This window comes from Pseudoalteromonas sp. SA25 (genome assembly GCF_011378705.1).
In the GTDB taxonomy this organism is placed as follows: Bacteria; Pseudomonadota; Gammaproteobacteria; order Enterobacterales; family Alteromonadaceae; genus Pseudoalteromonas; species Pseudoalteromonas arctica.
Genome location: NZ_WTKV01000023.1, coordinates 19296 through 42823, shown reverse-complemented (window position 1 = coordinate 42823; position 23528 = coordinate 19296). Strand labels below are relative to the sequence as shown.

Here is a 23528-nt window from a genome sequence, read left to right as displayed (position 1 = left end):
CCTAGTACATCATCATTGCGTTAGATTCATAAATGATCCAAACAGATAACCCAACAACCATTACGATGATCAGAGCACTGAATAGGAATGAGAAAGTACTTGCACGGCCATTTTCGGTGGTAAAATTAAGGTGTAAAAAGTACTTTAAATGCACCCAAATTTGTACGATTGCAAAAGTAACAATGCTCCAAAGCGTTGTTGCTTTTGAGAAGTCACCTTCCATAACCATATAAAACGGTATAGCAGTTAAAATTACCGATAGCACAAAGCCAATTAAGTAAGTTTTAACACTGCCATGAGATTCATCATGATGATCACTTTGCGTTTGTTTTAACGCATGCGTTTCGCTGTGGCTCATTACATTGCTCCCATCAAATAAACAACGGTAAATACACAAATCCAAACAATGTCTAAGAAGTGCCAAAATAGGCTTAAGCAGCTTAAACGCGTTACGGTAGCTTTGCCTAGACCACGTTTAGCAACTTCAATCATCATTATGGTCATCCAAATTAGTCCAGCCGTTACATGTAATCCATGTAAGCCGACTAATGAGAAAAACGATGTTAAAAAGGCACTTTGTTGTGGGCCATTACCATGCACAATTAGGTGATGAAATTCGTATACTTCCATACCAATAAACACAGCACCTAAACAAAACGTAACAAATAACCAAGTCAGTGTTAGTGCCTTTTTTTGCCCTTGAGCGGCAATCATGGCAAAGCCAAAGGTAATACTACTAATAAGTAGTGCAGCAGTTTCTACTGCTACAAAGTCGAGTTCAAAAATATCTTTACCCGATACACCACCCGCTGTGTTCATAAATAACACAGCGTAAGTGGCAAAAAACGAGGCAAACAATAGGCAATCGGTCATTAGGTATAACCAAAAACCGAATATGGTGTCACCCGATGTATCGTGATGATCATGCGCGTGGGCATGGTCATCGTGCGATACTGATTCTAAATTTGCAGAAAGTGTACTCACGCTTTTAGCTCCTTAATGCCACTTGAATTATACGCAGCTTCAGTGCGTGCAATTTCATCAGGTTGAATATAGTAATCAACATCGCTGGTGTAACAACGTTTGATAAAGATGGCAATTGCGCCTACTAGCCCAACAACAGCTAACCACCAAATATGCCAAATCATTGCAAAACAGAATACTGTTAAGCTTGCTGCCATTAACACGCCAGCTGATGTGTTTTTAGGCATATGAATAGGGCTATAGTTTGCTTTATCTTGGTATGCTTGGCCTTTTTCTTTCATGTCGGTCCATGCATCAATATCATCGATGTGTGGAATTGTTGCAAAGTTATAAATTTGCGGAGGTGAACTTGTAGCCCACTCAAGTGTGTGGCCGTTCCATGGATCGCCTGTTGTATCGTCAAGCGCTTCACGGTCTCTAAAGCTCACATATAATTGAATTACTTGGCTAACAATACCAAACATAATAATTACAGCACCGCCTGCGGCAATGTATAACCAAATGTTCCAATCTGGGTTGTTAGTGTGGTTTAAACGACGTGTCATACCTAAGAAACCAAGTACGTACAACGGCATAAATGCAACGAAGAAACCGATAATCCAACACCAGAATGATGCTTTGCCCCATTTTTCGTTAAGTTTAAAGCCCATTGCTTTAGGGAACCAAAATACAAAACCAGCAAGGTAGCCAAATACAGCACCACCAATAATGGTGTTATGAAAATGTGCAATTAAGAATAAGCTGTTATGCAGTACGTAATCGGCACCAGGAATAGCAAGTAATACACCGGTCATACCGCCTACGGTAAAGGTAACCATAAAGCCAAGTGTCCAAAGTACCGGTACGCTAATACGTAAGCGACCTCGGTAAATGGTAAATAACCAGTTAAACAACTTAACCCCAGTTGGTACAGCAATAACCATGGTCATTACCCCAAAGAACGCGTTAACGTTAGCACTCGACCCCATCGTAAAGAAGTGATGTAACCAAACAATAAAGCCTAAAATTGAGATTGCACCGCTGGCGTAAACCATCGATTTGTAACCAAATAAACGTTTACCGGCAAAGGTCGAAATAATTTCAGAGAAAATACCAAACGCTGGTAATACTAATATGTATACCTCAGGATGACCCCATGCCCAAAACAGGTTGATGTACATCATGGCGTTACCGCCCAATTCATTGGTAAAGAAGTGGAAATCGAGATAACGGTCAAGCGTTAGCATTGCAAGTACAGCAGTTAAAATTGGGAATGATGCTGCAATTAAGATGTTTGCCCACGTACATGTCCATGTGAAAATTGGCATTTTCATTAGGGTCATACCTGGTGCACGCATTTTAAACACGGTTGCTAAAAAGTTTACTGCTGTTAGAAGTGTACCGAGCCCGGATATTTGCAAGGCCCAAATATAATAATCCACCCCCACCCCAGGGCTAAAGGTCAACTCCGAAAGCGGTGGATAGGCCACCCAACCTGTTTTAGCAAACTCACCAAACACTAGCGACATATTAATTAAAATGGCACCGCTGGCTGTAAACCAAAAGCTTAAGTTATTTAAAAATGGGAATGCAACATCGCGAGCACCAATTTGCAGTGGTAAAACAATGTTCATTAAACCAATCATAAATGGCATAGCCATAAATATGATCATAATTACGCCGTGGGCAGTAAATATTTGGTCGTAGTGTTCAGGTGGTAAATAACCGGGCGCACCACTGGTAGCAAGCGCTAACTGAGCACGCATCATAATGGCATCAGAAAAACCACGGAACAGCATTATTAGTGCTAAAAGAATATACATTACGCCTAAGCGTTTATGATCAACAGACGTGATCCAGTCGCGCCAAAGCACGCCCCATTTTTTATACTTTGTAATAAGCCCGGCAATAATAAGCCCAGCTATAGCAATAACCGACATCGTGAACACAAGAATTGGCTCATGAAACGGAATTGCGTCTATTGTTAGTTTACCTAATAACGACATTATTATTCCTCGCCCTGGCTGTGAGATGATGGCATTGAGTGTTCATCCATTGCTTGATGCTTCTTACTCATTTGCCCATGTTCGCCCATTGCATGTTGCTTTTTGTTCATATCGCCATGTGCCTGCATGTATTTCATAACGATGGTATGAAATAAGCCGTCATCAACTTTACCGTAATAAGCAACTGGGTTATTTTCGCTTGCTTTTGCAAGTTCAACATAATTTGCATGAGTAAGATTATTAGCGCTTGAATTCGCTTTTACATCACTCACCCACTTATCAAAACCAGCTTGAGTAGGTGTAGCAATGGCATTAAACTTCATACCAGTAAAGCCTGCACCACTGTAATTTGCCGAAAAGCCTTTAAATGTACCTGGCTCATTGGCAATTAAGTGAAGCTTGGTTTCCATACCGGCCATTGAGTATATTTGACTACCCAATTGCGGAATAAAAAATGAATTCATTGTGCTCTCTGAAGTGATTTTATATTCAACAGGTACATTAGCCGGAAACACTAATTCATTAACCGTAGCAATACCTTGCTCAGGATAAATAAATAGCCACTTCCAGTTTAATGAAACCACTTCAACAGTAAGATGCTTACCTTTACCTTCAATTGGTTTGTAAGGGTCTAGCTCTTGGGTAGACACCCAGGTAATAACACCTAAAATAATCACAATAACAATAGGGACAGCCCAAACTGCGGCTTCAATTTTATTTGAATGAGCCCATTTTGGAGCGTAAATTTCATGAGTTTGCGTGTCTCTATATTTCCATGCGAAATACAAAGTCATCACAATAACGGGAACGACTACAAGCAACATAAGCACGGTTGCGATGATGATTAAATTTTTCTCATCTATGCCTATCTGCCCTTTTGGATCGAGTATCCCGCCTTTACAGCCTGACAACGCCAGCACTGTACTAGCTAAAGCAATATTACAAAGGTTACGAATTAACAAGGGAGTATCCTACAAACCTAAAAGTTCTAATTTGCTGCTTTAAATAAAAAACAAAGCAACGATTTTTCGGTAAAAACCCAAGTTAACTGGAATTAAATTATAAAAAATAAGGGGGCTATTCAAAACCTAAAGCTCATGCCAATAATGACCTAGCAACAAACCCAGCTTTCTAAACGCATTTATATAACGTAATAAAAGTTAACTTGGGTGAGTGGTGGTTGGCTGAAATGTGTTTAAAAAACACTGAGCTACTTTGTTTTAGCTAACCTTAATTATTTACAGCAAGAACAAATAATTAAAACCAGCAACAAAATGCAGCCTTACAGACAACCTGTAAAGCTAGGTGGAGCACGACAACCGTGTGCAACTTGCACTGGCTGAAGAACTTTAGCCTCGCTAAAAGCAAAGGCTGCTTTACGGAGGATAATTCCAGCACGACGCGCTGGAAAAATATGGAACAATAGCCAGCAAAGGCCAATAAGTAACTGACTTGATATGATCGGATGAGCTAAAAATTGCACAATAGTAAGTAACAGCGGCTCTACAATAAACCCATCACTTAATAGCGCTTCAAGCTTGAAGGCATCCTCTAGTGCACCGCTTAGCAACATTACAGTATTAAACACTAATAAAGTTATAGCTACACACACGCCCTTGCCTGCTTTATTCAAGCGCTCACACGTCTGCGGCTCGCCAGAGGCAAGATCCGTATTTGTATGATGCAAAGAAAGTGTGTTCAAAAACATTAACCTACTAAAATGACTATAACAAAATTAGAGGAATACAGTTTGCAATGGAAAAATTTAAAAAACATTGCTGTTGTAAGCCCTAAAACCAGGTGCTAAATACAATCAAATCCAGCTAGCACATATTTACCTAGCGAAAATTGATCCGTATCAATCAAACTTTCAAAACTTACTGAAAGTTCGAACGTGAGTATAACAAAGAGAATTTTCTGTTCAACTAAAAATCAATTAATTTGAGTTAAGCTTTCGAAGCTATTTTGTTAATAAAAAATAACAACATAAAAAACAGCAAGTTATCTTGAATTTAAAATGATTTAAAGCAGAATATTTAATAAAACTATAGGTTTTTTTGGAAGGAATAATAATTGTGTGGCACAAATAAAAACAGCTCAAATTCAGTCACCACCGAAATTGAGCCGCCTTTCACACTGACAACATCTTCACACACAATATAAAGATTTTTGGTTTACATTACGTGGCATTGAAAGGAAATAAAAACAACTCAAACTCGTTCTTTATGGAAGTGAATCCACCGGATTTGAGTTGCCTTTCACACTGACAACATCTTCACACACAATATAAAGATTCTTGGTTTACACTGCGTGGCAATTGCAAGGAAATAAAAACAGCTCAAATTCAGTCACCACCGAAATTGAGCCGCCTTTCACACTGACAACATCTTCACACACAATATAAAGATTCTTGGTTTACATTACGTGGTATTGAAAGGAAATAAAAACAACTCAAACTCTTTTCTGTAGAAGTGAATCCACCGAATTTGAGTTGCCTTTTACACTGACAACATCTTCACACACAATATAAAGATTCTTTTAAGCGAGGCTAACTTGCCTCAAGCTTATGACGAGAGCCTTGCTCTGTGTCTATGGTTAAACTTTAGAGTGTTAGCTCCAATTTGACAAACGAGAAAAATAAACCTAATAGGTGAAAAAAACTAAACTATAGACGTTTGTCTAATACATTAAGATTGGATTACTTTAGCAGCTATCGAGTTAAGCAGTTTTACAGACACAAAAAAAGCGCTATAAAGCGCTTTTTAATATTTAAGGCGGGCTTAAATAATTTGGTTTTCTTTCCAGGCTTGCTCTTTTGCTAAACGGTTTTTGCGTTTATCACATGGATCATCGCAATCACAGGCTTTATCAATACCAACCGAACCTAAACCACCACAGCTGCTTGCCATAGATTTTTTTTGCACGATCATACCAACGGCCATAGCCGAAACTATCAAAATTAGTAAGCCAAAAGTAAGAAGAAAAAGTGACATTGCTTAGCCCCTATTGATCAGCAATTAATTAAGCTCAAACATTTTTGAGCGACTGCTATTATATACCCAAATAACGCGAAAATAAACAAGCCAGCACCATACTACAAATAAGGTTTAAATGCAGGGCTTGAATAAGTAACTAAACCCTTATTTGATTTACCTATTAAGTATACCGGTAAATCGTGCTGCTGAGCGTATGCTTGCGCTTTTTCCATACCCATCACAGTAAGTGCAGTCGCTAAACCATCTGCCGTCATAGCGCTTGGATGAAGCACAGTTACCGACACTAAGTCGTGCTTAATAGGCATGCCGGTCACGGGATCAATTAAATGAGTATAGATCTCGCCATCCATTTTATAAAAAATACGGTAATCACCTGACGTAGCAATACCGTTTGTACCTGGCGATAAAACACGGTGTACCTTTCGCTCTCCAGGTTGCGCATCTGGTTGCTCAATCGCAATTTTCCAATCCTGATTATTTGGCTTTTCACCTGCTATACGAAGCTCTCCACCAATCTCAACCATGTAATTGGTAATACTGTGGCTTTCTAATAACTGCGCTACTTTATCAATACCATAGCCTTTAGCCGTTGCCGAAAACGAAAGCTCTAACCCATTAATTGTTTTAGCCAGTCCTTGCTCATCTAAAATAAGTTTATCAATACCTATTTTTTCAACCATACTTGCAAGCTCTTCATCACTTGGGCGATTGGTTGGTTTTTTATCAGGACCAAAGCCCCATAAATCAATTAAAGGCCCCATAGTGACATCGAGTGTTTTAGTTGATTCGCCTAAGCGAATAGACTCGCTGATAACAGCCCTAAAATCTTCGCTAATTGGCATAACTTGATTTGCTGGTAATCTGTTAAATGTATTTATTTCAGAGTCTTCTATGTAAGTAGACATAGACTGATTCACATCTTTTAAAACAGCGTCTATTTGCAGCTGTAATTGTGAAGCTGATAGCTGGCCCTGCTCATCGTAATATTTAATATGATAAGTGGTGCCCATAGTCTTACCTTCTAAAAAGGTTTCCCTCGACTCTGGTTTTTCATCACACCCAGACAGTAATAAGGTCAGTGTGATTAGTAAAAAGGCCATTATGCCTTGTGAAGTACTTACTCGATTCATAACAGCTCTACTTAATAGATTGATAAAATTAAAGAATAAAAAAAGCCTCGTAACACAAGTGCTACGAGGCTGGTATTTTAACCAAAACTAAACTGTTTTGGTATTAGTGTTAACCACCGAAGTCATCTAGTAAGATATTTTCGTCTTCAACACCTAAATCTTTAAGCATAGTAATAACTGCCGCGTTCATCATTGGAGGACCACACATGTAGTACTCACAATCTTCTGGCGCTTCGTGGTCTTTAAGATAGTTCTCAAATAACACGTTATGGATAAAGCCAGTATAGCCTTCCCAGTTATCTTCAGGTTGTGGATCTGAAAGTGCTGTATGCCATACGAAATTAGGATTTTCAGCGGCTAGGCCGTCAAAATCTTCTACGTAGAACATTTCACGTTCAGAACGTGCACCATACCAAAAGCTCATCTTACGTTTAGAGTTCAAACGTTTAAGTTGGTCAAAGATATGTGAACGCATTGGCGCCATACCAGCACCACCACCAACAAAGATCATTTCTGCATCTGTGTCTTTAGCAAAGAACTCACCAAATGGACCTGAAATAGTTACCTTGTCGCCTTTTGTAAGTGACCAAATGTACGAAGACATTTTACCACATGGCAAGCTTAGGTTTCTTGGAGGCGGAGCAGCAATACGCACGTTAAGCATAATGATGCCTTCTTCTTCTGGGTAGTTAGCCATTGAGTATGCACGAATTGTTTCTTCGTCTACTTTTGACTCCAGGTCGAAGAAACCAAAATGGTTCCAATCGCCACGATATTCTTCAGGAACATCGAAATCTGCATATTTAACATGATGAGGTGGCGCTTCGATTTGGATGTAACCACCCGCACGGAAAGGCACTGACTCATCACCAGGGATTTGCAGTTTAAGTTCTTTAATGAACGTTGCTTTGTTATCGTTAGAGATAACTTCACAGTCCCACTTCTTAACACCGAAAATTGACTCTTCAAGTTCAATTTCCATGTCGTTTTTAACATTTACCTGACACGCTAAACGACAGCCTTCACGGGCTTCACCTTTAGAAATGTGATCAAGCTCAGTTGGCAGGATATCACCACCACCTTCTTTAATGTGTACACGACATTGACCACAAGAGCCACCGCCACCACAAGCAGATGATACAAATATACCTGACTCAGATAATGCACTTAAAAGCTTATTACCTGCTGATGTAGTAATGGCTTTGTCTTTATCGCCATTAATACCGATGATGATGTCACCGCTTGCAACTAACTGAGATTTAGCACCAATAATCACTAAAACTAGTAGTACAACGATAGCGATAAAAACACCAACGCCTAAGAAAATCTGATAATCCATGATTTATCCTCGCTACCCTTTACAGTGAAATACCAGAGAATGACATAAAGCCAAGTCCCATTAAACCAACAGTGATGAAGGTAATACCTAAACCACGTAAGCCATCTGGTACGTCTGAATATTTCAGTTTCTCACGGATACCTGCAAGTAATGTAATTGCAAGCGCCCAACCAACACCAGCGCCTATACCATAGACAACAGACTCGCCGAAGTCATAGTTACGCTCAACCATGAAAGATACCGCACCAAATATTGCACAGTTAACTGTGATAAGTGGCAAGAAGATACCTAATGCGTTGTATAGTGCAGGGAAAAACTTATCCAATGCCATTTCAAGAATTTGCACAAGTGCTGCAATAACACCAATGAAAGTTAAGAAACGTAAAAAGCTAAGATCCGCATCTGGATAACCTAACCAAGTAAGTGAACCTGGTGCAAGTACCGCATGGTAAACCAAGTTGTTAACAGGTACAGAAATACCCAATACAACTATAACCGCTATACCTAGGCCAATTGATGTAGTTACTTTTTTAGATACTGCTAAAAAAGTACACATGCCTAAGAAGAATGACAACGCTAAGTTCTCAATAAAAACGGCTTTTACAAATAAACTAATATAATGTTCCACTATTTGCCCCTTACGCTTTAGCTTCTACTTGGTCTTTCTTATAAGTACGAAGTACCCATATGAATAAACCAATGATGAAGAATGCACTCGGTGGTAAGATCAATAGACCCATAGGCTGATACCAACCGCCATCTTGTACTAATGGGATAATATCAACACCGAATAGTGAACCCTTACCGAATAGCTCACGAATGAAACCAACAGTAAGTAGTACTACAGAGTAACCTAAGCCATTACCAATACCGTCAAGGAAAGACATAATTGGTGGCGACTTCATCGCATATGCTTCAGCACGACCCATTACAATACAGTTAGTAATAATTAGACCAACGAATACAGAAAGCTCTTTTGCCGTAGCGTAAGAGAATGCCTGTAATACTTGGTCAACAACGATTACCAACGATGCAATAATTGTCATTTGTACGATGATACGAACAGATGATGGGATCTGGTTACGAATAAGCGAGATAAAGAAGCTCGAAAATGCAGTTACTAATGTCAATGCGATTGACATGATTAACGCATTTTTTAAGCTAGACGTTACCGCTAGCGCAGAACAAATACCAAGTACTTGTAGTGCGATTGGGTTGTTAGCTAAAACCGGACCAAATAGGACCGCCTTCATTTCTTTAGTATCAGCCATTATTTCAATGCTCCTTTACGTACTTTCGCAAGGAAAGGGCCAAAGCCATTTTCGCCAGTCCAAAAGTCAACTGCATGATCAACACCGTTAGACGTTAATGTAGCACCTGAAAGACCATCGATCTTATGCTCATCATTGCCCGCAGTACCTTTAACAATTTGAATTGGAAGTTCTTTACCTTCCCATGTAGCAGTCCACTGTGGATTTTGGATTTCGCCACCTAGACCTGGGGTTTCATTATGCTTATAAAAGATAATGCTCTTAACTGTTTCAGCGTCGCTTTCAAGCGAGATAAAACCGTACATTAAGCCCCATAAGCCGTAGCCTTGGATAGGAAGAATAATTGCATCAACTGAGCCATCTTCTTTTTTAGAGATATACACCGGCGACTCTTTAGTCACACGTTGAATACCAGCAATATCTTTAACGCCTTTCTCTTGAAGAGAAACACTTAGCGCTGCATCATATTTGCTTTTTTCAAAATCAAAAATTGTTGGGTCTGTATCTACAAACTCACCTGTAGTCATGTTTACAACGCGCGCTTCGATTTTTGCATCAAATGTTTCTAAAACATTTTCAACTTTATCGATACCCGCAGCAGCCAAGATATTGCTTTGAATATCTTTGTTTTTATTAGCTTGCTGTAAAGGACGAAGCTGTACAGAAGCAAACGATACAATGATTGCACACACTAAACATAGTGCTACAACAACTGATAACGTTTTACCGATTGATTCGTTATTACTAGACATTACGTGCCAACCTCCGCTTAATATTAGCCTGCACTACAAAGTGATCGAACAGTGGAGCGAATAAGTTAGCAAATAAGATTGCTAGCATCATACCTTCTGGGAAAGCAGGATTCACAACACGTATCATAACCACCATAAAGCCAATTAATAGACCATATGCCAATTTACCTTTGTCAGTAAATGCAGCTGATACAGGGTCAGTAGCCATAAAGAACATACCAAACGCAAAGCCACCTAGTACTAAATGCCAATACCAAGGCATTGCAAATACAGGGTTAGTTTCTGAGCCAACAGCATTTAGTAAAAATGCAGTTGCTACCATACCTAGGAATACACCTAGTACGATGCGCCAAGAAGCGATACGAACGTAAATTAAGAACAAACCACCTACTAACAATGCAAGTGTAGATGTTTCACCTACAGAACCTTGAATGAAACCGTAAAACGCATTCCACCATAATTCCATGTTTGCAAAGTCTAGTTGCCCAATGAAAGCTTGGCCTAGCATAGTTGCACCAGAGAAAGAATCTACTGCTGTCCATACTGTGTCACCCGAGATTTGAGCTGGGTATGCGAAGAATAAGAACGCACGACCGGCTAAAGCAGGGTTTAAGAAGTTACGGCCAGTACCACCAAAGATTTCTTTAGCGATTACTACACCAAACGTAATACCTAATGCAACTTGCCATAAAGGAATCGTTGCAGGCAAAATAAGTGCGAATAATACTGAAGTTACGAAGAAACCTTCGTTAATTTCGTGTTTACGAACAGAAGCAAATATTACTTCCCAAAAACCACCTACTGCAAATGTTACCGCGTAGATAGGTAGGAAGAAACATGCTCCGTAGAACATCTTAGCGCCCCAGCCTGCATCAGCGGTTAATTCACCACCGAATAACTGGAACAAACCAACTTGCCACGTGTTTGCTAGTTCAAAACCTTGTGCTAAAGCACCTGCGGCCTGATGACCGATATTGAACATACCAAAAAACATAGCTGGGAACGTCGCCATCCACACTAAAATCATCATGCGTTTTAGGTCGATGTTATCGCGTACGTGTGTCGCGCCTTTATTTACGTAGCCTGGTGTATAAAAAATAGTTGCAGCTGCTTCATACAGTGCATAAAACTTCTCATATTTACCACCGGCTTCAAAATTCGGCTCGATATCTTCTAGATATTTTTTTAAACCCATCTCTCTAGCCTTCCTTCTCGATCGTAGTTAAGCAATCGCGTAGGATAGAACCATACTCGTATTTGCCTGGACAAACGAAGGTACATAACGCTAAATCTTCTTCATCAAGTTCAAGCGCGCCCAATGAAATTGCACTGTCTAAATCGCGTGCAATTAAGTCACGTAATAATAGAGTAGGCAAAATATCTAGCGGCATTACGCGCTCGTAGCTACCAATTGGTACCATGGCACGTTTTGAACCACCTGTTGACGTTGTCATTTTAAATAAACGACTCGGCGCAAGGTGAGAAAGGAATGTACGCGTTACAGAGAATTTATCACTACCTGGTGCAATCCAGCCAAACAATTCTTTTTCGCGACCTTCAAGTAAAACAGATACTTGAACGTGGTAACGGCCTAAGAATGCATGAACACCGTTTGAAATAGAACCTGATAGAACAGAACCAGAAATAACGCGGTTATCTCCGTCTTCTAGCTCACCAGCCACTAAATCATCCAATGAAGCACCTAATTGTGTTTTCACTAAACGTGGGTTTTTAACGCGAGGACCTGCAAGCGAAATAACACGATTTGTGTAAATTTCACCAGTAAGGAATAGGTGACCATACGCAATAACGTCTTGGTAACCAATATGCCAAACTTGTTTGCTAACAGAAACTGCATCAAGATGATGGATATGAGTGCCAACGAGGCCAGCCGGATGCACACCACCAAACTCATGTACTTCTACTTGAGCTATAGATGAGCTAGGAACTTGGCTACCTGCTTTTTTACACACAAATACTTTGCCATCGGTCAAACGCGAAATAACAGCAAGACCCGCTTCAAATGCTTGCGCATTTTCGGCAATTATCACTGCAGGATCTGCAGCTAATGGGTTTGTGTCAGTTGCGGTCACGAAAATAGAACTAGGATTTGCATCCACAGCCGCTACTTTACTGAATGGGCGAACACGAAGTGCTGTCCATTGACCAGACTGGATAAGTACTTCTTTGGCTTTTTCACGCTCTAAGCTCGCAAGCTCGTCTGCTTTGAAAGAGTCAAAGGTGATTTGCTCACTGCCTGTTACTTCAATAACAACAGATTGCAGCACACGTTTAGCACCACGATTTATTTCTTTTACTGTGCCAGAAGCTGGAGCAGTAAATAGGACGCCTGGGTTCTTTTTATCTTCAAAAAGTACCTGGCCTTTTTTGACTTGGTCATCCACACGAACATGCATGGTTGGACGCATACCGATAAACTCTTCGCCAAGCACAGCTACACGTTTGACAGCAGAACCGTCATGTATAACTTGCTGTGGCGCGCCCTCTAAGGGTAAATCCAGACCTTTTTTTATATTGATCATACGCACTTGCATTACATTAAAGGAAAGAAACTGAAAAATCGTATCAACCACGTCGCCATTTGAGTTATTCCAAGTTATATCAAGGTACAAAAGAGCAGCTTGCTAGAAATATCAAACAAGCAACGTAGTAAAACTCATCACATATTGTCGAGATTTTAACATCATTTTAGATGACTATGCGAGTGTATTTATGAAAATTATACGACAGAAACACTTATTTAGTTTTGTTAAGTGATTTAAATAAAAATCAAGGTAGACCAAAGTGGTAGCCTAAGCAATTATCGTTCCTGATTTCATCGTAAATTAAACAAATCGCATAATACAAAAAAAGCCGCTATTGCGGCTTTTAATAACTAGGGCCTGTTGACCTTTCAGGATTAAAATTTGTTCAATCTAGGGGCTATTTAATCGCGGCGTGAGGTTTGTAACCTAGTGGGCTAAGTAAAAACCGAGCAACAAAGAGTAAATAGCCCCTAGGCAGAACCCTTTGGGCAGCGCCTGTTTGGCATTAATGCTACGTTATCGCCCATTTATGGGGAATAACCACACTACATAGGCTCTGCCTTGCCTAAATACCAAACAGACTGCTGCAAATTTAAACTCGAAAGATAAACAGGCCCTAAGTTCTGTTAGTCAATCATATTAGCAATTGGCTTAACTGAATCTATGTCTTGATCGTAGTCAACACCGTCTATACCAAAACCAAATAAGCGTAAAAACTCATTATGGTAACCAACATAGTCTGTTAGCTCATCAATGCTGCTTGTATCAACACTATCCCATACAGCTTGAACGCGTGCTTGCACATCGTCTTCTAGCTCTTTATAGTTTTGGAATAAATGCCCACCGTCGTCAAAGCGAGGCGATTCACCATATAGGTTTTCACTAAATAATGCGTGAATTTGCTCAATGGTGCCTTCATATGTGCCATCTGCTTTCATAACTTTAAATAAAGCAGAAATATATAACGGCATAATAGGAATAGCAGAACTTGCTTGTGTCACTACTGCATTAAGTGATGAAACATACGCCTCACCATTTAAATCTTTTGTTGATTCTTTAATAGCAGCCGTTGCACGGTCTAAATCTTCTTTAGCTTTACCAATAGTAGCGTGTCCGTATATTGGCCATGTTAGCTCTTTACCAATATAAGTATACGCTGTAGTTTTAAAGTTATCGGCTAATACATCCGCTTCTTTTAATGCGTCAATCCACATTTCCCAATCTTCACCACCCATTACTTTAATAGTGTTGTCGATATCGTCTTGATTTGCAGCTTCAACCGTAATTTCATCAATTTCACGCTTTGATGTATTTAAATTTTTAGTGGTTACTGCATTACCTATTGGCTTAAGTGTAGATGAGAACACTTCGCCTGTATTTGGATCAGTACGACGAGGAGACGCTAGGCTGTAAATAATACAATCTACTTTACCCAAATCTGCTTTAATAGTGTCGATTGCTTTTTGCTTGATTTCGTTAGAAAACGCATCGCCATTAATATTTTTAGACCAAAGACCTGCTTCGTCTGCAGCTTCTTGAAAAGCAGCGGTATTGTACCAACCAGCAGAACCTGTTTTACGATCTGTACCTTCTTTTTCAAAGAAAATACCTAATGTTTTAGCACCACCACCAAACGCAGCAGTAATGCGCGATGCCAAGCCGTAGCCTGTTGATGCGCCAATAACTAATACATTTTTTGGTGCACTTTTTAATGCGCCTTGTTGTTTTACATAGTTAATTTGTTCTTGAACATGCTCTGCACAACCAGCTGGGTGTGCATTTGTGCAGATAAATCCACGAATTTTAGGCTTAATGACCATTGATCATCCTATATCTTTTACAATAAAAATTAGCGCTAGTTTAAAGGCTAATACTAAAAACACTGATCTGATCAGTTAAACACTCATCAAATACTCTAAAACATTACTTAGCTAATTTTAGAGCCACCCATACAATTAGGTGAATCAGGCGCTTCGCCGCCCTGCTCTGCATACTCATCGGGTGTATATGTATGAATAGCGAGTGCATGAATATGATTTGCTAACTCATCTTTTAAAATTTCATTAATTTCGCGATGACGTTGTAATAAACGTTTACCCGCAAAACCTTCGCTAACCACTACTACTTTAAAGTGTGATTCAGTGCCAGCACTGTGCATATGGCTTTCGTTAATCACGTTTAAATGTTTACACGCAATGGCGTTGCTTATTTTTTCTTGGATCTGTTGCTGCATTGACATAAAAAGACCGTTTTAATTAGCTAATTTATACACTTACTATAACAATTTAACGCAGCGATTGGCTAACTAAATTGCTTTTGCTTAATGTGCTTTATAAATCGGTAAGTTAAACTTATTCGCGGATGCGCAAGCGTGGTTTGCTTAGGTATTGCATGTTGATAATCTCGTTGGCTATGTCCATTCATTATTAAACAGCTGCCACTTTGTAATTTTAAGTCGGTTACTTTATTGCTCGCCTTGTGCTTTAACTTTAAAACCCGTTCAGCTCCTAGAGAGACACACACAATTGTTGGTTTATCACCAAGCTCTATTTCATCATCACTGTGCCATCCCATCGTATCATTACCATCTCGGTAATAATTAACGAGCAATGAGTTTAGAGGCTGGTTTAAATGTGCTTCTAAACGCTTTCGCATATTAAGTAACAATTCATCCCATGGTTCTACTATTTGCTTACTACTTGAATAGCCGTATTCAATATTTAAATCACTCATGAAACATTGCAGTCGTGGAATAGGCCCCGTTTTGCCATAAACGGTTACATCGGGTTGCTGCCAACGTAGGTTTTTTTGCAAATAATAAAATAGATCGAGGCTTTTTTGTGCACTAAGTGCCCTACTTTGATAAGAAAAGCCATTTGGTAACTGTTGGGGGTTGGCGTTTTGCCGTTGCATGTTAGAATTTACCTACATTAGATTACTGATCAACGAACCATTATGACGACGCAAGCCCAGCTAGGCGATAAAACCTTTATTCTTGAACGCTTTCCATTGGATCAAAAAAACCGCAGCTTACAAGCGTGGGATTCGGCAGATGAGTACCTTATCAATTATGTTAACGAACATCACCCAGATTGTCGCTCATTGCTTATTTTAAACGATAGCTTTGGTGCACTTGCTTGTTATTTTAATAAGTTAACGGTTTGTTCAGTTAATGATTCTTATATTAGCCACCAAGCTGCGGCTTATAACTTACAAGAAAACAAGCTACCTACAGCAGAGTTTACGCAAGTAGATAGTTTATCGGCATTACCAGAGGATGTTGATTTAGTACTTATTAAAATCCCTCGTAATGTGGGTTTTTTACAGTTCCAATTAAGTGAACTTAGTGAAGTACTTGCACCTGGTACGCCAGTAATTGCCGCAGGTAAAACAAAAGAAATTCATAATTCAACAATAAAATCATTTGAGCAATTTATTGGTGAAACAACAACAAGCCTAGCAGTTAAAAAGTCTCGCCTTATATTAAGCACAGCTAAAGGCGGATATAAAGCAGCAGACTTCCCTATAACATGGGAGCTTGAAGGTACTGAGTTTAATATAACAAATCATGCAAATGTGTTTTCGCGTGATTCGTTAGATATTGGTGCGCGCTTCTTTTTTAACTACTTACCAGAAACACCTAAAGCTAAAAGCATTATTGATTTAGGCTGTGGTAACGGCGTTGTTGGATTAATGACGCTTGCTCGCTGCCCTAATGCATCAATTACCTTTGTTGATGAGTCTTACATGGCAGTAGAGTCAGCCCGGTTAAATGTAGAAATTAACCTAGGCGATAAGTTTGATAACTGTGAGTTCATCGAAAACGATTGTTTAACAGGCTTTGAAAGAGACAGTGTGGATATGGTGCTTTGTAATCCTCCATTTCACCAAGCTCAAGCTGTTACCGATCACATTGCTTGGCAAATGTTTAAACAAGCAAAAGATACTTTAAAAGAAGGCGGCGAGCTGCGTATTATTGGTAATCGTCATTTAGATTATCACGATAAATTAAACCGTATGTTCGGAAACTGTAAGTTGTTAGGCTCAAACAAAAAGTTTGTCGTTCTAAGTGCAACTAAAAATAGTGGAATGCTATAAATGAAATTAACAAACATTATAATTGGGTGTTGTGTATTACTAATACTTGGTGGCTGTGCGAATCAGCCTAGCCAAGTAATACTCAATCCTGTTTATAAAAGTGGTCAAATAAGTACTATAAATAGTAGCTTAAGCACCAGTGTAATTGATTTACGTGGCGACTCATCAACACTTAAACTTATTGAATCAGACAAAACTAAAACCTTTGCAAGCCAAGGTCTTACTGAATCTGTTAAAAGTGTTTTAGACAGCGCCCTTAGCCGCAATGGTGCCAGCATTTCTAACTTGGCAACTGTTCGCTTTGAAGTAGATATTCATGCACTGCAGGCTGTTGTGACCGAAAAACTTGTGAGCCATACCAGCGAAGCCCATATAGAGCTTGGCGTGCGCGTTATTCGCGCCTCAAGTAATTTTAGTAAAGTGTATAGAGGCAGTGCTAATTTAGAAGGTCCGTTTAGTCACGAGCGAGTAAAAATAGAAGGTCAGCTCAATAAGTTGACTGAGCAAATTATTACCCGCATTGTATCTGACCCTGAATTAATAGAATTTTTAGAAGGTTAACTATGAAACGACTTTTTTTAATCTGCTTAGGCCTATTTTTTAGTGTAAGTAGCTTGGCAGCCCAAGAAGGCCGCTTTGTTCAAAAAGACAATATTTTTCCACGCGTCGAAATCGTAACAACGATGGGCAGTATTGTTGTTGAACTGGACCGTTCAAAAGCCCCCATTACGGTCAATAACTTTTTAACTTACGTGTCAGATAAGAGCTATCAAGGCAGTGTTTTTCATCGTATTGAGCGCGATGTGGAAAATGACCGCGACTTTGTTATTCAAGGTGGTGGTTACGATAAAGATTACGACGGCTTACACGAAAACGATCCTATTTTTAATGAAAGTGGCAATGGTTTAAAAAATGATATGTACAGCATTGCTATGGCGTATCAAGACCGTGAACCTCACTCGGGAACACGCCAATTCTTTTTTAATATGGATAACAACGATCACTTAAATCCAGGGAAAGATTGGGGTTTTGCAGTATTTGGTAATGTAATGGATGGCTACGATACCCTTGATAAGATCATGGCTGTTGAAACAGGGTTTAATGAAAAGATTGGTTACGATTTTGTTCCTAAAAAACCGGTGATCATCTTAAATATTAAAATGCTTGAACAAGTTCCACTGTAATTTATTTAAGAGCAGCTTAGCTGCTCTGCATCAAAGCCAATGAAGGCCCTATGAGCAAATCTCTCTCTATTAGCGAATATTTTTCTTACTTTAAAGACAAACGCTTAATCCATATTTTTATATTTGGTATGAGTAGCGGCTTTCCGTGGGTATTAATTGGCTCTGTTATGTCGGCTTGGCTAAAGGATGAAGGGCTAAGCCGCAGCATGATTGGCCTATTCGGCATTGTATTTGGCGCTTACAGTATCAATTTTTTATGGTCACCGCTCATTGACCGTACAAAACTCCCTATTTTATATAAATGGCTAGGCCAACGTCGTAGTTGGATACTATTTTGCCAGAGCTTTATTTTTATTGGCACCTTATTATTAGCTGGGCTTGATTTAAAAGCTAATTTAGCAATTGTTGCTGCAATTTGTTTGTTAATCGCCATTGCTTCTGCAACGCAAGACATTGCTATTGATGCATTCAGAATAGACACACTTAAAGCAAACGAATCTCACAAAGCAACAGCGGCAGCCGCTATGGCAACATCTGGTTGGTGGACAGGTTATGCGCTTTTAGGTGCAATTCCATTTTATATGGCTGATATCCCCTCGCTCGACTGGCCACAAATTTATTACTTTTTAGCTGCTGTAATGCTGCTGCTAATGAGTGGAGCATTGTTTGCAAAAGAACCTGAATCAAATAGAGAAGCGGTACATGCCGAGCTTGAACGTGTGTACCTTGAAAAACTGTCCTCTACAAAACAAACCCCTCTTACAAAAACTGTTGCGTGGCTCGCGGTAACCGTTATTGATCCCTTTAGAGCTTTTTTTACTAAAAATGGCGTTAAAACGGCACTGGCATTACTTGCGTTTATTTTCTTATTTAAAATAGGCGAAGCGTTTTTAGGGCGAATGTCGATTGTTTTTTATAAAGAAATTGGTTTTAGCAATAGCGATATAGCTACATTTTCAAAGGTAGGTACTGCCGTACTTACAATCATATTTACCTTTGTTGGCAGTTTATTTAATCAAAAATATGGCATTGTTAAGGGTTTGTTTGTTAGTGGCATTGCGATGGCGGCCTCAAACTTAGCCTTTTCGTGGATTGCTTTAGTTGGCCCTGATTTAAGACTGTATGCCTTTGCTATTGTTATTGATGGGTTTACGCAAGCATGGTCGCTGGTCGCTATGGTGGCCTTTATATCGATGTTATGCGATAGAGCATTTAGTGCAACACACTATGCATTACTGGCGTCATTAGGGAATTTAGGACGAACGTTACTTTCGAGCTACAGTGGTGTAGTAATTGATGATTGGTTAATGGGAAATTGGTCGCTGTTCTTTGTTTTAACAGCCTTGATGGTTATACCTTCGCTGATATTTTTATACCTGATTAGGCATAAACTATATGAGCTTGAGAAAAATTATCATAAAAATATTTAATGCATCCCTGCATTAACATATTGCTTAGCACTATCAAGTGCCCCTTAAAGTGTACTAAGCAATGTTTGAGTTAATCTACTTTTAGCAAGCTAAGTGCTTCATGTGGATCAACTTCTAGAGCTGTACAATAACGAACAAACTCAATCACATCTAAACGGCGTTCTTGATTTTCAATCTTGCCGATAAACGAATGAGGCGTTCCCAGCACTTGTGCTAGGCTTCGCATTGTATGACCCTTTTCGTGGCGCTTACTTTTAAGCCACTTTGTTAGCTTTGCATTTTCTTCAGAAGAAACAGTTTTGCCCATCATTTTACATCTCCTACTAGATGATTTGACGTACCTATTAAAGCAGTAGTCTCTATCAATAGCTGTAGGCAAGTAAGCAGTCATACCATATTTTCAATAGCAAGCTATTGCTTAACAAAGCATGTGTTGCTACTCACTCCACCAATATAGCTAAAAAACTACGCTAATAATGTGGTAAAGATTTGTTTTTATTGAGAATGAAATTTTGCCCGTCTCATTCTTGGATACATTATATACTATTAACACTTTGGTTAAATAACTAATTACATACTCGGTACAAATATGAACACGAGTGAATATTTATAAACGCTGAATATTGACCTAAGTACTCAAAAAGTATTAATAAATTAATTTCTAGTTATAAAATATTTAAATGAATTTTTATAACAATTTTGTTCCAATTTATCGTCACATGTTTATGATTAAGCAATAATTAGCACCAAAAAGGCCGAATAATGTTCAGACTTCTTTTTTTATTACCGATTGTGTTGTGCTTGGGTTGGTACTTTTTTTTGCGCCACAACGGCGTACCAATTAAACAAGGCAAAAAAGGCTTCATATACATTTTAGCGTTTTCTGCTTTTGTACTTGGCTTTTTTGTATTGATAATGCAAATAACCGAATACGCCCCAACCGATTTGTAGGCATTAAAAAAGCCGCAAAAGCGGCTTCATTCTATTTAGCGTTTGGCTGTTAAACGCTAAAGCTTGCACCACAACCACAGGTTGTTGTTGCATTAGGATTAGATACAAAAAAGCGTGCGCCTTCTAATCCTTCAGTGTAATCAACTTCACCGTCAACCAAATATTGAATGCTCATTGGATCGATAACGAGTGTTACACCATTTTTTACAATTTCTAAATCGCCAGGATTCGCTTTTTCATCAAAAGTAAAACCATATTGAAAACCAGAACAACCACCACCTGTTACATAAACACGCAGTTTTAAATCTGGATTTTCTTCTTCGTCGATTAACTGTTTAACGCGAACAGCAGCTGCATCGCTGAACTTAATTGGTAATTCTTCAGACATTTTAAAACCCTCAATATCGCAATGGCGTGATTATCTAATACCCGAGTGTTTTAATCAAGTATAGTAAAACAACTCTTTACTCTAAGTTATACCTATAAATTAGTAAAAAAGTGGTTAAACATTAGCTCACTAAAATAATACTTAAGCAAACTAAAAGCGACCCTTGTAAACTATAAATTCATTAAAAATTTTAGTTATAAAAAATAGGTCTTAATCTTTACTGCAAATTGTTAATATAAGTTACGAAAAATTCAAAATCACAAGGACTTAACTAAACTCTTTTGCTAAAATGCTGCTGAAAAATGCGGCGAGGAAATAATGCATGTGGCTTGAGCAACTCAGGCGTCGACTGGCAAAACCTAAAACATCTGTACAATTATGCTTATTAGGCGTAGTTGCCGGATTAATTGCTGCATTTTTTATTATTTTATTTCGCTTAACTATTTTGTTTTTTCAAAGCTTATTTTTGGAAACACCTGACGACTTTACTACCCTACCGACTCTTGAACGCGTTTTAATGCCATTAATAGCCGCATTTTTAATTGCGTGCTTTGCTGCATTTACTGGCTTTAAACATTACCGTTTAGGCATTCCTTTTGTTATTCATCGTATTAAACGCCATTACGGGCAAATGCCTTTATACAATACGGTTAATCAATTTGTTGGTGGCGCACTTGCACTCATTAGCGGTTTTTCGGTTGGCCGAGAAGGGCCTTCCGTACATATGGGCGCAACAGGTGCGAGTATTTTAGCGGATAAACTACATTTACCGCATAACGCCATGCGTACTTTAAGTGGTTGCGGCGTTGCAGCAGGTATAGCCGCTTCGTTTAATACCCCACTTGCAGCCGTTATTTTTGTAATGGAAGTGGTACTTCGAGAATATAAAGTACACATATTTGTGCCAATCATGCTTGCTGCTGTTACTGGTGCACTCGCTACGCAGTTTGTTTTTGGTGAAGGCTCTGAACTTGCACTCATTACAATAGCGCCATTAAGTGGTTGGCATTACCCTTATTTAATATTATGCGGTATGGCGCTGGGCGCTATAGCATTTAGCTTTAATCAAAACTTAATGCTAATCATTAAAACATTTAAACCTTTAAGTATGTTTCCTCGTTTACTAATTGCAGGGTGTATTGCCAGCTTGATAGCTTACGCGGTGCCTCATGCTATGGGTTCTGGTATGAGTGCGATTACTATCGCGGTTGAATCGCCTGATAACGTAAAGCTGCTTACTACCATTTTAATAGCTAAACTACTTGCCACATTGTTTGCTATTGGTTTGGGTATTCCTGGTGGTTTAATTGGTCCGGTAATTGGGCTTGGTGTATTAATTGGGACATTAATGGCCTTTTTTGCTCAATATATTAGCCCGGGTACTGATATTGCGGGTACGTATGGGGTTTTAGGTATGGCTGGATTATTAGCGGCTACACTGCATGCACCGCTTGCTGCATTAACAACAGTAATGGAGCTTACATCATCACCTGAAATAATCGTTCCTGCGATGATAGTTATAACCACTGCATATGTAACTGCATTACAATTTTTTGGAAATCGCTCCATATTTTTGCAGCAATTAGATTTTCAGGGATTGCCGTACCATGTATCTCCCGCTACCGAAGCATTACAAAAAGTGGGAATAATGGATGATATGGATGAAGACTTTAAATTGCTTTACTCAGACGATAAAGAGCAAATAAAAAATACGCTTGATGCCATGGATAGCCAAACACCCTTGATTGTTTTTGACGAAGAAAATGGCTATCGTCTCGCTGAATACGATTTAACGCTAATGTCTGATGAAGCAATAAATATAAATTACATTAGCTTGCAGGGCATCAGCAGCCAAGCCACCCTAGCCGATGCATTCGATATACTAAAAGATAAAAGAAGTGGCGCGCTTTACGTTTATAACCTTTTAGATAATCAACAAATTATGGGGCTATTACGCTGGGATCAAATTCATCATATTTTAACCATTCGTAACAGCTTACTTTAAGCAATAAGGACTATTATGAGCGCATTATTGATTTATAAAACACTCCACATATTTTTTATGATTGCGTGGTTTGCTGGTATTTTTTACTTGCCTCGATTATTTGTATATCACGCAATGAGCGAAGAAAGATCATGTAACTCTATGCTTAAAGTTATGGAGCGCAGGTTACTTTATTTCGTAACCCCATTTGCTGTTTTAACGGCTGTATTTGGTGTGTTAACCATTGTTGAATATGGTCTTGATTGGTTTAAATACAGTATGTGGCTACATTACAAACTTGTACTGGTAATTATTTTATACCTATACCACGGCTACTGTTTTAAGTTATTAAGTGACTTTAAACATGACCGAAACACTAAAACAGACCGCTTTTACCGTATTTTTAATGAGCTCCCTGTTATTGCGCTGCTCATCATAGTGGCACTTGCGGTAATAAAACCTAATTTATAAGCGTTTCGGTGCATGTTAA

Annotated in this window: 25 protein-coding genes; 7 read left to right on the top strand and 18 right to left on the bottom strand. The window is 39.0% G+C overall.

Annotated elements, in window-relative coordinates; all coding sequences use genetic code 11:
• Position 1: 1 nt before the first annotated feature.
• From cyoD to GQR45_RS16875, 16 genes are all read right to left on the bottom strand, one after another.
• Positions 2-358: a cytochrome o ubiquinol oxidase subunit IV gene (gene cyoD, locus GQR45_RS16950; RefSeq protein WP_010555185.1), complete on the bottom strand. Its 357-nt coding sequence runs from the start codon at positions 356-358 to the stop codon at positions 2-4.
• Positions 358-984 carry a cytochrome o ubiquinol oxidase subunit III gene (gene cyoC / locus GQR45_RS16945; RefSeq protein WP_007581168.1) on the bottom strand — a complete coding sequence of 209 codons (627 nt, stop codon included), beginning with the start codon at positions 982-984 and terminating at the stop codon, positions 358-360. The genes cyoD and cyoC overlap by 1 nt, the downstream gene beginning before the upstream one ends.
• On the bottom strand, positions 981-2969 hold the full coding sequence (gene cyoB, locus GQR45_RS16940) for a cytochrome o ubiquinol oxidase subunit I (protein WP_007581166.1): 1989 nt from the start codon (positions 2967-2969) through the stop codon (positions 981-983). The genes cyoC and cyoB overlap by 4 nt, the downstream gene beginning before the upstream one ends.
• Positions 2970-2971: 2 nt before the next feature.
• A complete protein-coding gene (gene cyoA / locus GQR45_RS16935) occupies positions 2972-3931 on the bottom strand; it encodes a ubiquinol oxidase subunit II (protein WP_024608764.1) in 960 nt (319 codons plus the stop codon).
• A 320-nt stretch (positions 3932-4251) separates the two neighbouring features.
• Positions 4252-4671 carry a hypothetical protein gene (locus GQR45_RS16930; RefSeq protein ID WP_007581161.1) on the bottom strand — a complete coding sequence of 140 codons (420 nt, stop codon included), beginning with the start codon at positions 4669-4671 and terminating at the stop codon, positions 4252-4254.
• Between the two features lie 1078 nt (positions 4672-5749).
• Complete coding sequence (gene nqrM / locus GQR45_RS16925; RefSeq protein WP_007376137.1) at positions 5750-5962, bottom strand: (Na+)-NQR maturation NqrM; 213 nt, start codon at positions 5960-5962, stop codon at positions 5750-5752.
• A gap of 101 nt (positions 5963-6063) precedes the next feature.
• Positions 6064-7095, bottom strand: coding sequence for an FAD:protein FMN transferase (locus GQR45_RS16920; RefSeq protein ID WP_165726553.1), 1032 nt, complete (start codon positions 7093-7095; stop codon positions 6064-6066).
• Positions 7096-7204: 109 nt separating this feature from the next.
• Entirely contained in the window at positions 7205-8434 is a 1230-nt protein-coding gene (nqrF, locus tag GQR45_RS16915) for an NADH:ubiquinone reductase (Na(+)-transporting) subunit F (protein WP_007584893.1), read from the bottom strand.
• Between the two features lie 19 nt (positions 8435-8453).
• Entirely contained in the window at positions 8454-9062 is a 609-nt protein-coding gene (nqrE, locus tag GQR45_RS16910; RefSeq protein ID WP_007584892.1) for an NADH:ubiquinone reductase (Na(+)-transporting) subunit E, read from the bottom strand.
• A gap of 10 nt (positions 9063-9072) precedes the next feature.
• Positions 9073-9705, bottom strand: coding sequence for an NADH:ubiquinone reductase (Na(+)-transporting) subunit D (locus tag GQR45_RS16905; protein ID WP_007584891.1), 633 nt, complete (start codon positions 9703-9705; stop codon positions 9073-9075).
• Positions 9705-10457, bottom strand: coding sequence for a Na(+)-translocating NADH-quinone reductase subunit C (locus GQR45_RS16900; RefSeq protein WP_007584890.1), 753 nt, complete (start codon positions 10455-10457; stop codon positions 9705-9707). The genes GQR45_RS16905 and GQR45_RS16900 overlap by 1 nt, the downstream gene beginning before the upstream one ends.
• Positions 10450-11652, bottom strand: coding sequence for an NADH:ubiquinone reductase (Na(+)-transporting) subunit B (locus tag GQR45_RS16895; RefSeq protein ID WP_007584889.1), 1203 nt, complete (start codon positions 11650-11652; stop codon positions 10450-10452). The genes GQR45_RS16900 and GQR45_RS16895 overlap by 8 nt, the downstream gene beginning before the upstream one ends.
• 4 nt (positions 11653-11656) lie before the next feature.
• Positions 11657-13000, bottom strand: a complete 1344-nt coding sequence (locus GQR45_RS16890; RefSeq protein WP_165721278.1) for a Na(+)-translocating NADH-quinone reductase subunit A — start codon at positions 12998-13000, stop codon at positions 11657-11659.
• A gap of 629 nt (positions 13001-13629) precedes the next feature.
• A complete protein-coding gene (gene fabV / locus GQR45_RS16885) occupies positions 13630-14823 on the bottom strand; it encodes an enoyl-ACP reductase FabV (RefSeq protein ID WP_165726552.1) in 1194 nt (397 codons plus the stop codon).
• Between the two features lie 107 nt (positions 14824-14930).
• Positions 14931-15242, bottom strand: coding sequence for a BolA/IbaG family iron-sulfur metabolism protein (locus GQR45_RS16880; RefSeq protein WP_007584885.1), 312 nt, complete (start codon positions 15240-15242; stop codon positions 14931-14933).
• 62 nt (positions 15243-15304) lie between these two features.
• Positions 15305-15916 carry an alpha-ketoglutarate-dependent dioxygenase AlkB gene (locus tag GQR45_RS16875; protein WP_165726551.1) on the bottom strand — a complete coding sequence of 204 codons (612 nt, stop codon included), beginning with the start codon at positions 15914-15916 and terminating at the stop codon, positions 15305-15307.
• 42 nt (positions 15917-15958) lie between these two features.
• Here GQR45_RS16875 and GQR45_RS16870 point away from each other — a divergent pair, with 42 nt between their 5' ends.
• Genes GQR45_RS16870 through GQR45_RS16855 form a run of 4 tightly spaced genes read left to right on the top strand, consistent with a single transcriptional unit; the run spans position 15959 to position 19715 of the window.
• Complete coding sequence (locus tag GQR45_RS16870; protein WP_165726550.1) at positions 15959-17101, top strand: methyltransferase; 1143 nt, start codon at positions 15959-15961, stop codon at positions 17099-17101.
• On the top strand, positions 17102-17662 hold the full coding sequence (locus GQR45_RS16865; RefSeq protein ID WP_024608761.1) for a YajG family lipoprotein: 561 nt from the start codon (positions 17102-17104) through the stop codon (positions 17660-17662).
• Positions 17663-17664: 2 nt separating this feature from the next.
• Positions 17665-18285: a peptidylprolyl isomerase gene (locus tag GQR45_RS16860; protein ID WP_010555196.1), complete on the top strand. Its 621-nt coding sequence runs from the start codon at positions 17665-17667 to the stop codon at positions 18283-18285.
• Between the two features lie 50 nt (positions 18286-18335).
• Positions 18336-19715 carry an MFS transporter gene (locus tag GQR45_RS16855; protein ID WP_007584875.1) on the top strand — a complete coding sequence of 460 codons (1380 nt, stop codon included), beginning with the start codon at positions 18336-18338 and terminating at the stop codon, positions 19713-19715.
• A gap of 70 nt (positions 19716-19785) precedes the next feature.
• On the opposite strand, the gene GQR45_RS16850 is transcribed toward GQR45_RS16855, so the two are convergent.
• Positions 19786-20025, bottom strand: a complete 240-nt coding sequence (locus GQR45_RS16850; RefSeq protein ID WP_007584874.1) for a helix-turn-helix transcriptional regulator — start codon at positions 20023-20025, stop codon at positions 19786-19788.
• A gap of 452 nt (positions 20026-20477) precedes the next feature.
• Between GQR45_RS16850 and GQR45_RS16845 the strand changes: the two genes are divergently transcribed.
• Positions 20478-20666, top strand: coding sequence for a hypothetical protein (locus GQR45_RS16845; RefSeq protein WP_010555198.1), 189 nt, complete (start codon positions 20478-20480; stop codon positions 20664-20666).
• A 49-nt stretch (positions 20667-20715) separates the two neighbouring features.
• Here GQR45_RS16845 and erpA read toward each other — a convergent pair whose 3' ends face one another.
• The gene (gene erpA / locus GQR45_RS16840; protein WP_002958911.1) at positions 20716-21054 is read right to left on the bottom strand and encodes an iron-sulfur cluster insertion protein ErpA; all 339 of its coding nucleotides are present in this window, start codon (positions 21052-21054) and stop codon (positions 20716-20718) included.
• A gap of 322 nt (positions 21055-21376) precedes the next feature.
• On the opposite strand from erpA, the gene GQR45_RS16835 reads away from it, so the two are divergent.
• Both GQR45_RS16835 and GQR45_RS16830 read left to right on the top strand, forming a co-directional pair.
• Complete coding sequence (locus tag GQR45_RS16835; RefSeq protein WP_007584866.1) at positions 21377-23059, top strand: chloride channel protein; 1683 nt, start codon at positions 21377-21379, stop codon at positions 23057-23059.
• A 15-nt stretch (positions 23060-23074) separates the two neighbouring features.
• Positions 23075-23509: a CopD family protein gene (locus GQR45_RS16830; RefSeq protein ID WP_165726549.1), complete on the top strand. Its 435-nt coding sequence runs from the start codon at positions 23075-23077 to the stop codon at positions 23507-23509.
• Positions 23510-23528 lie beyond the last annotated feature (19 nt).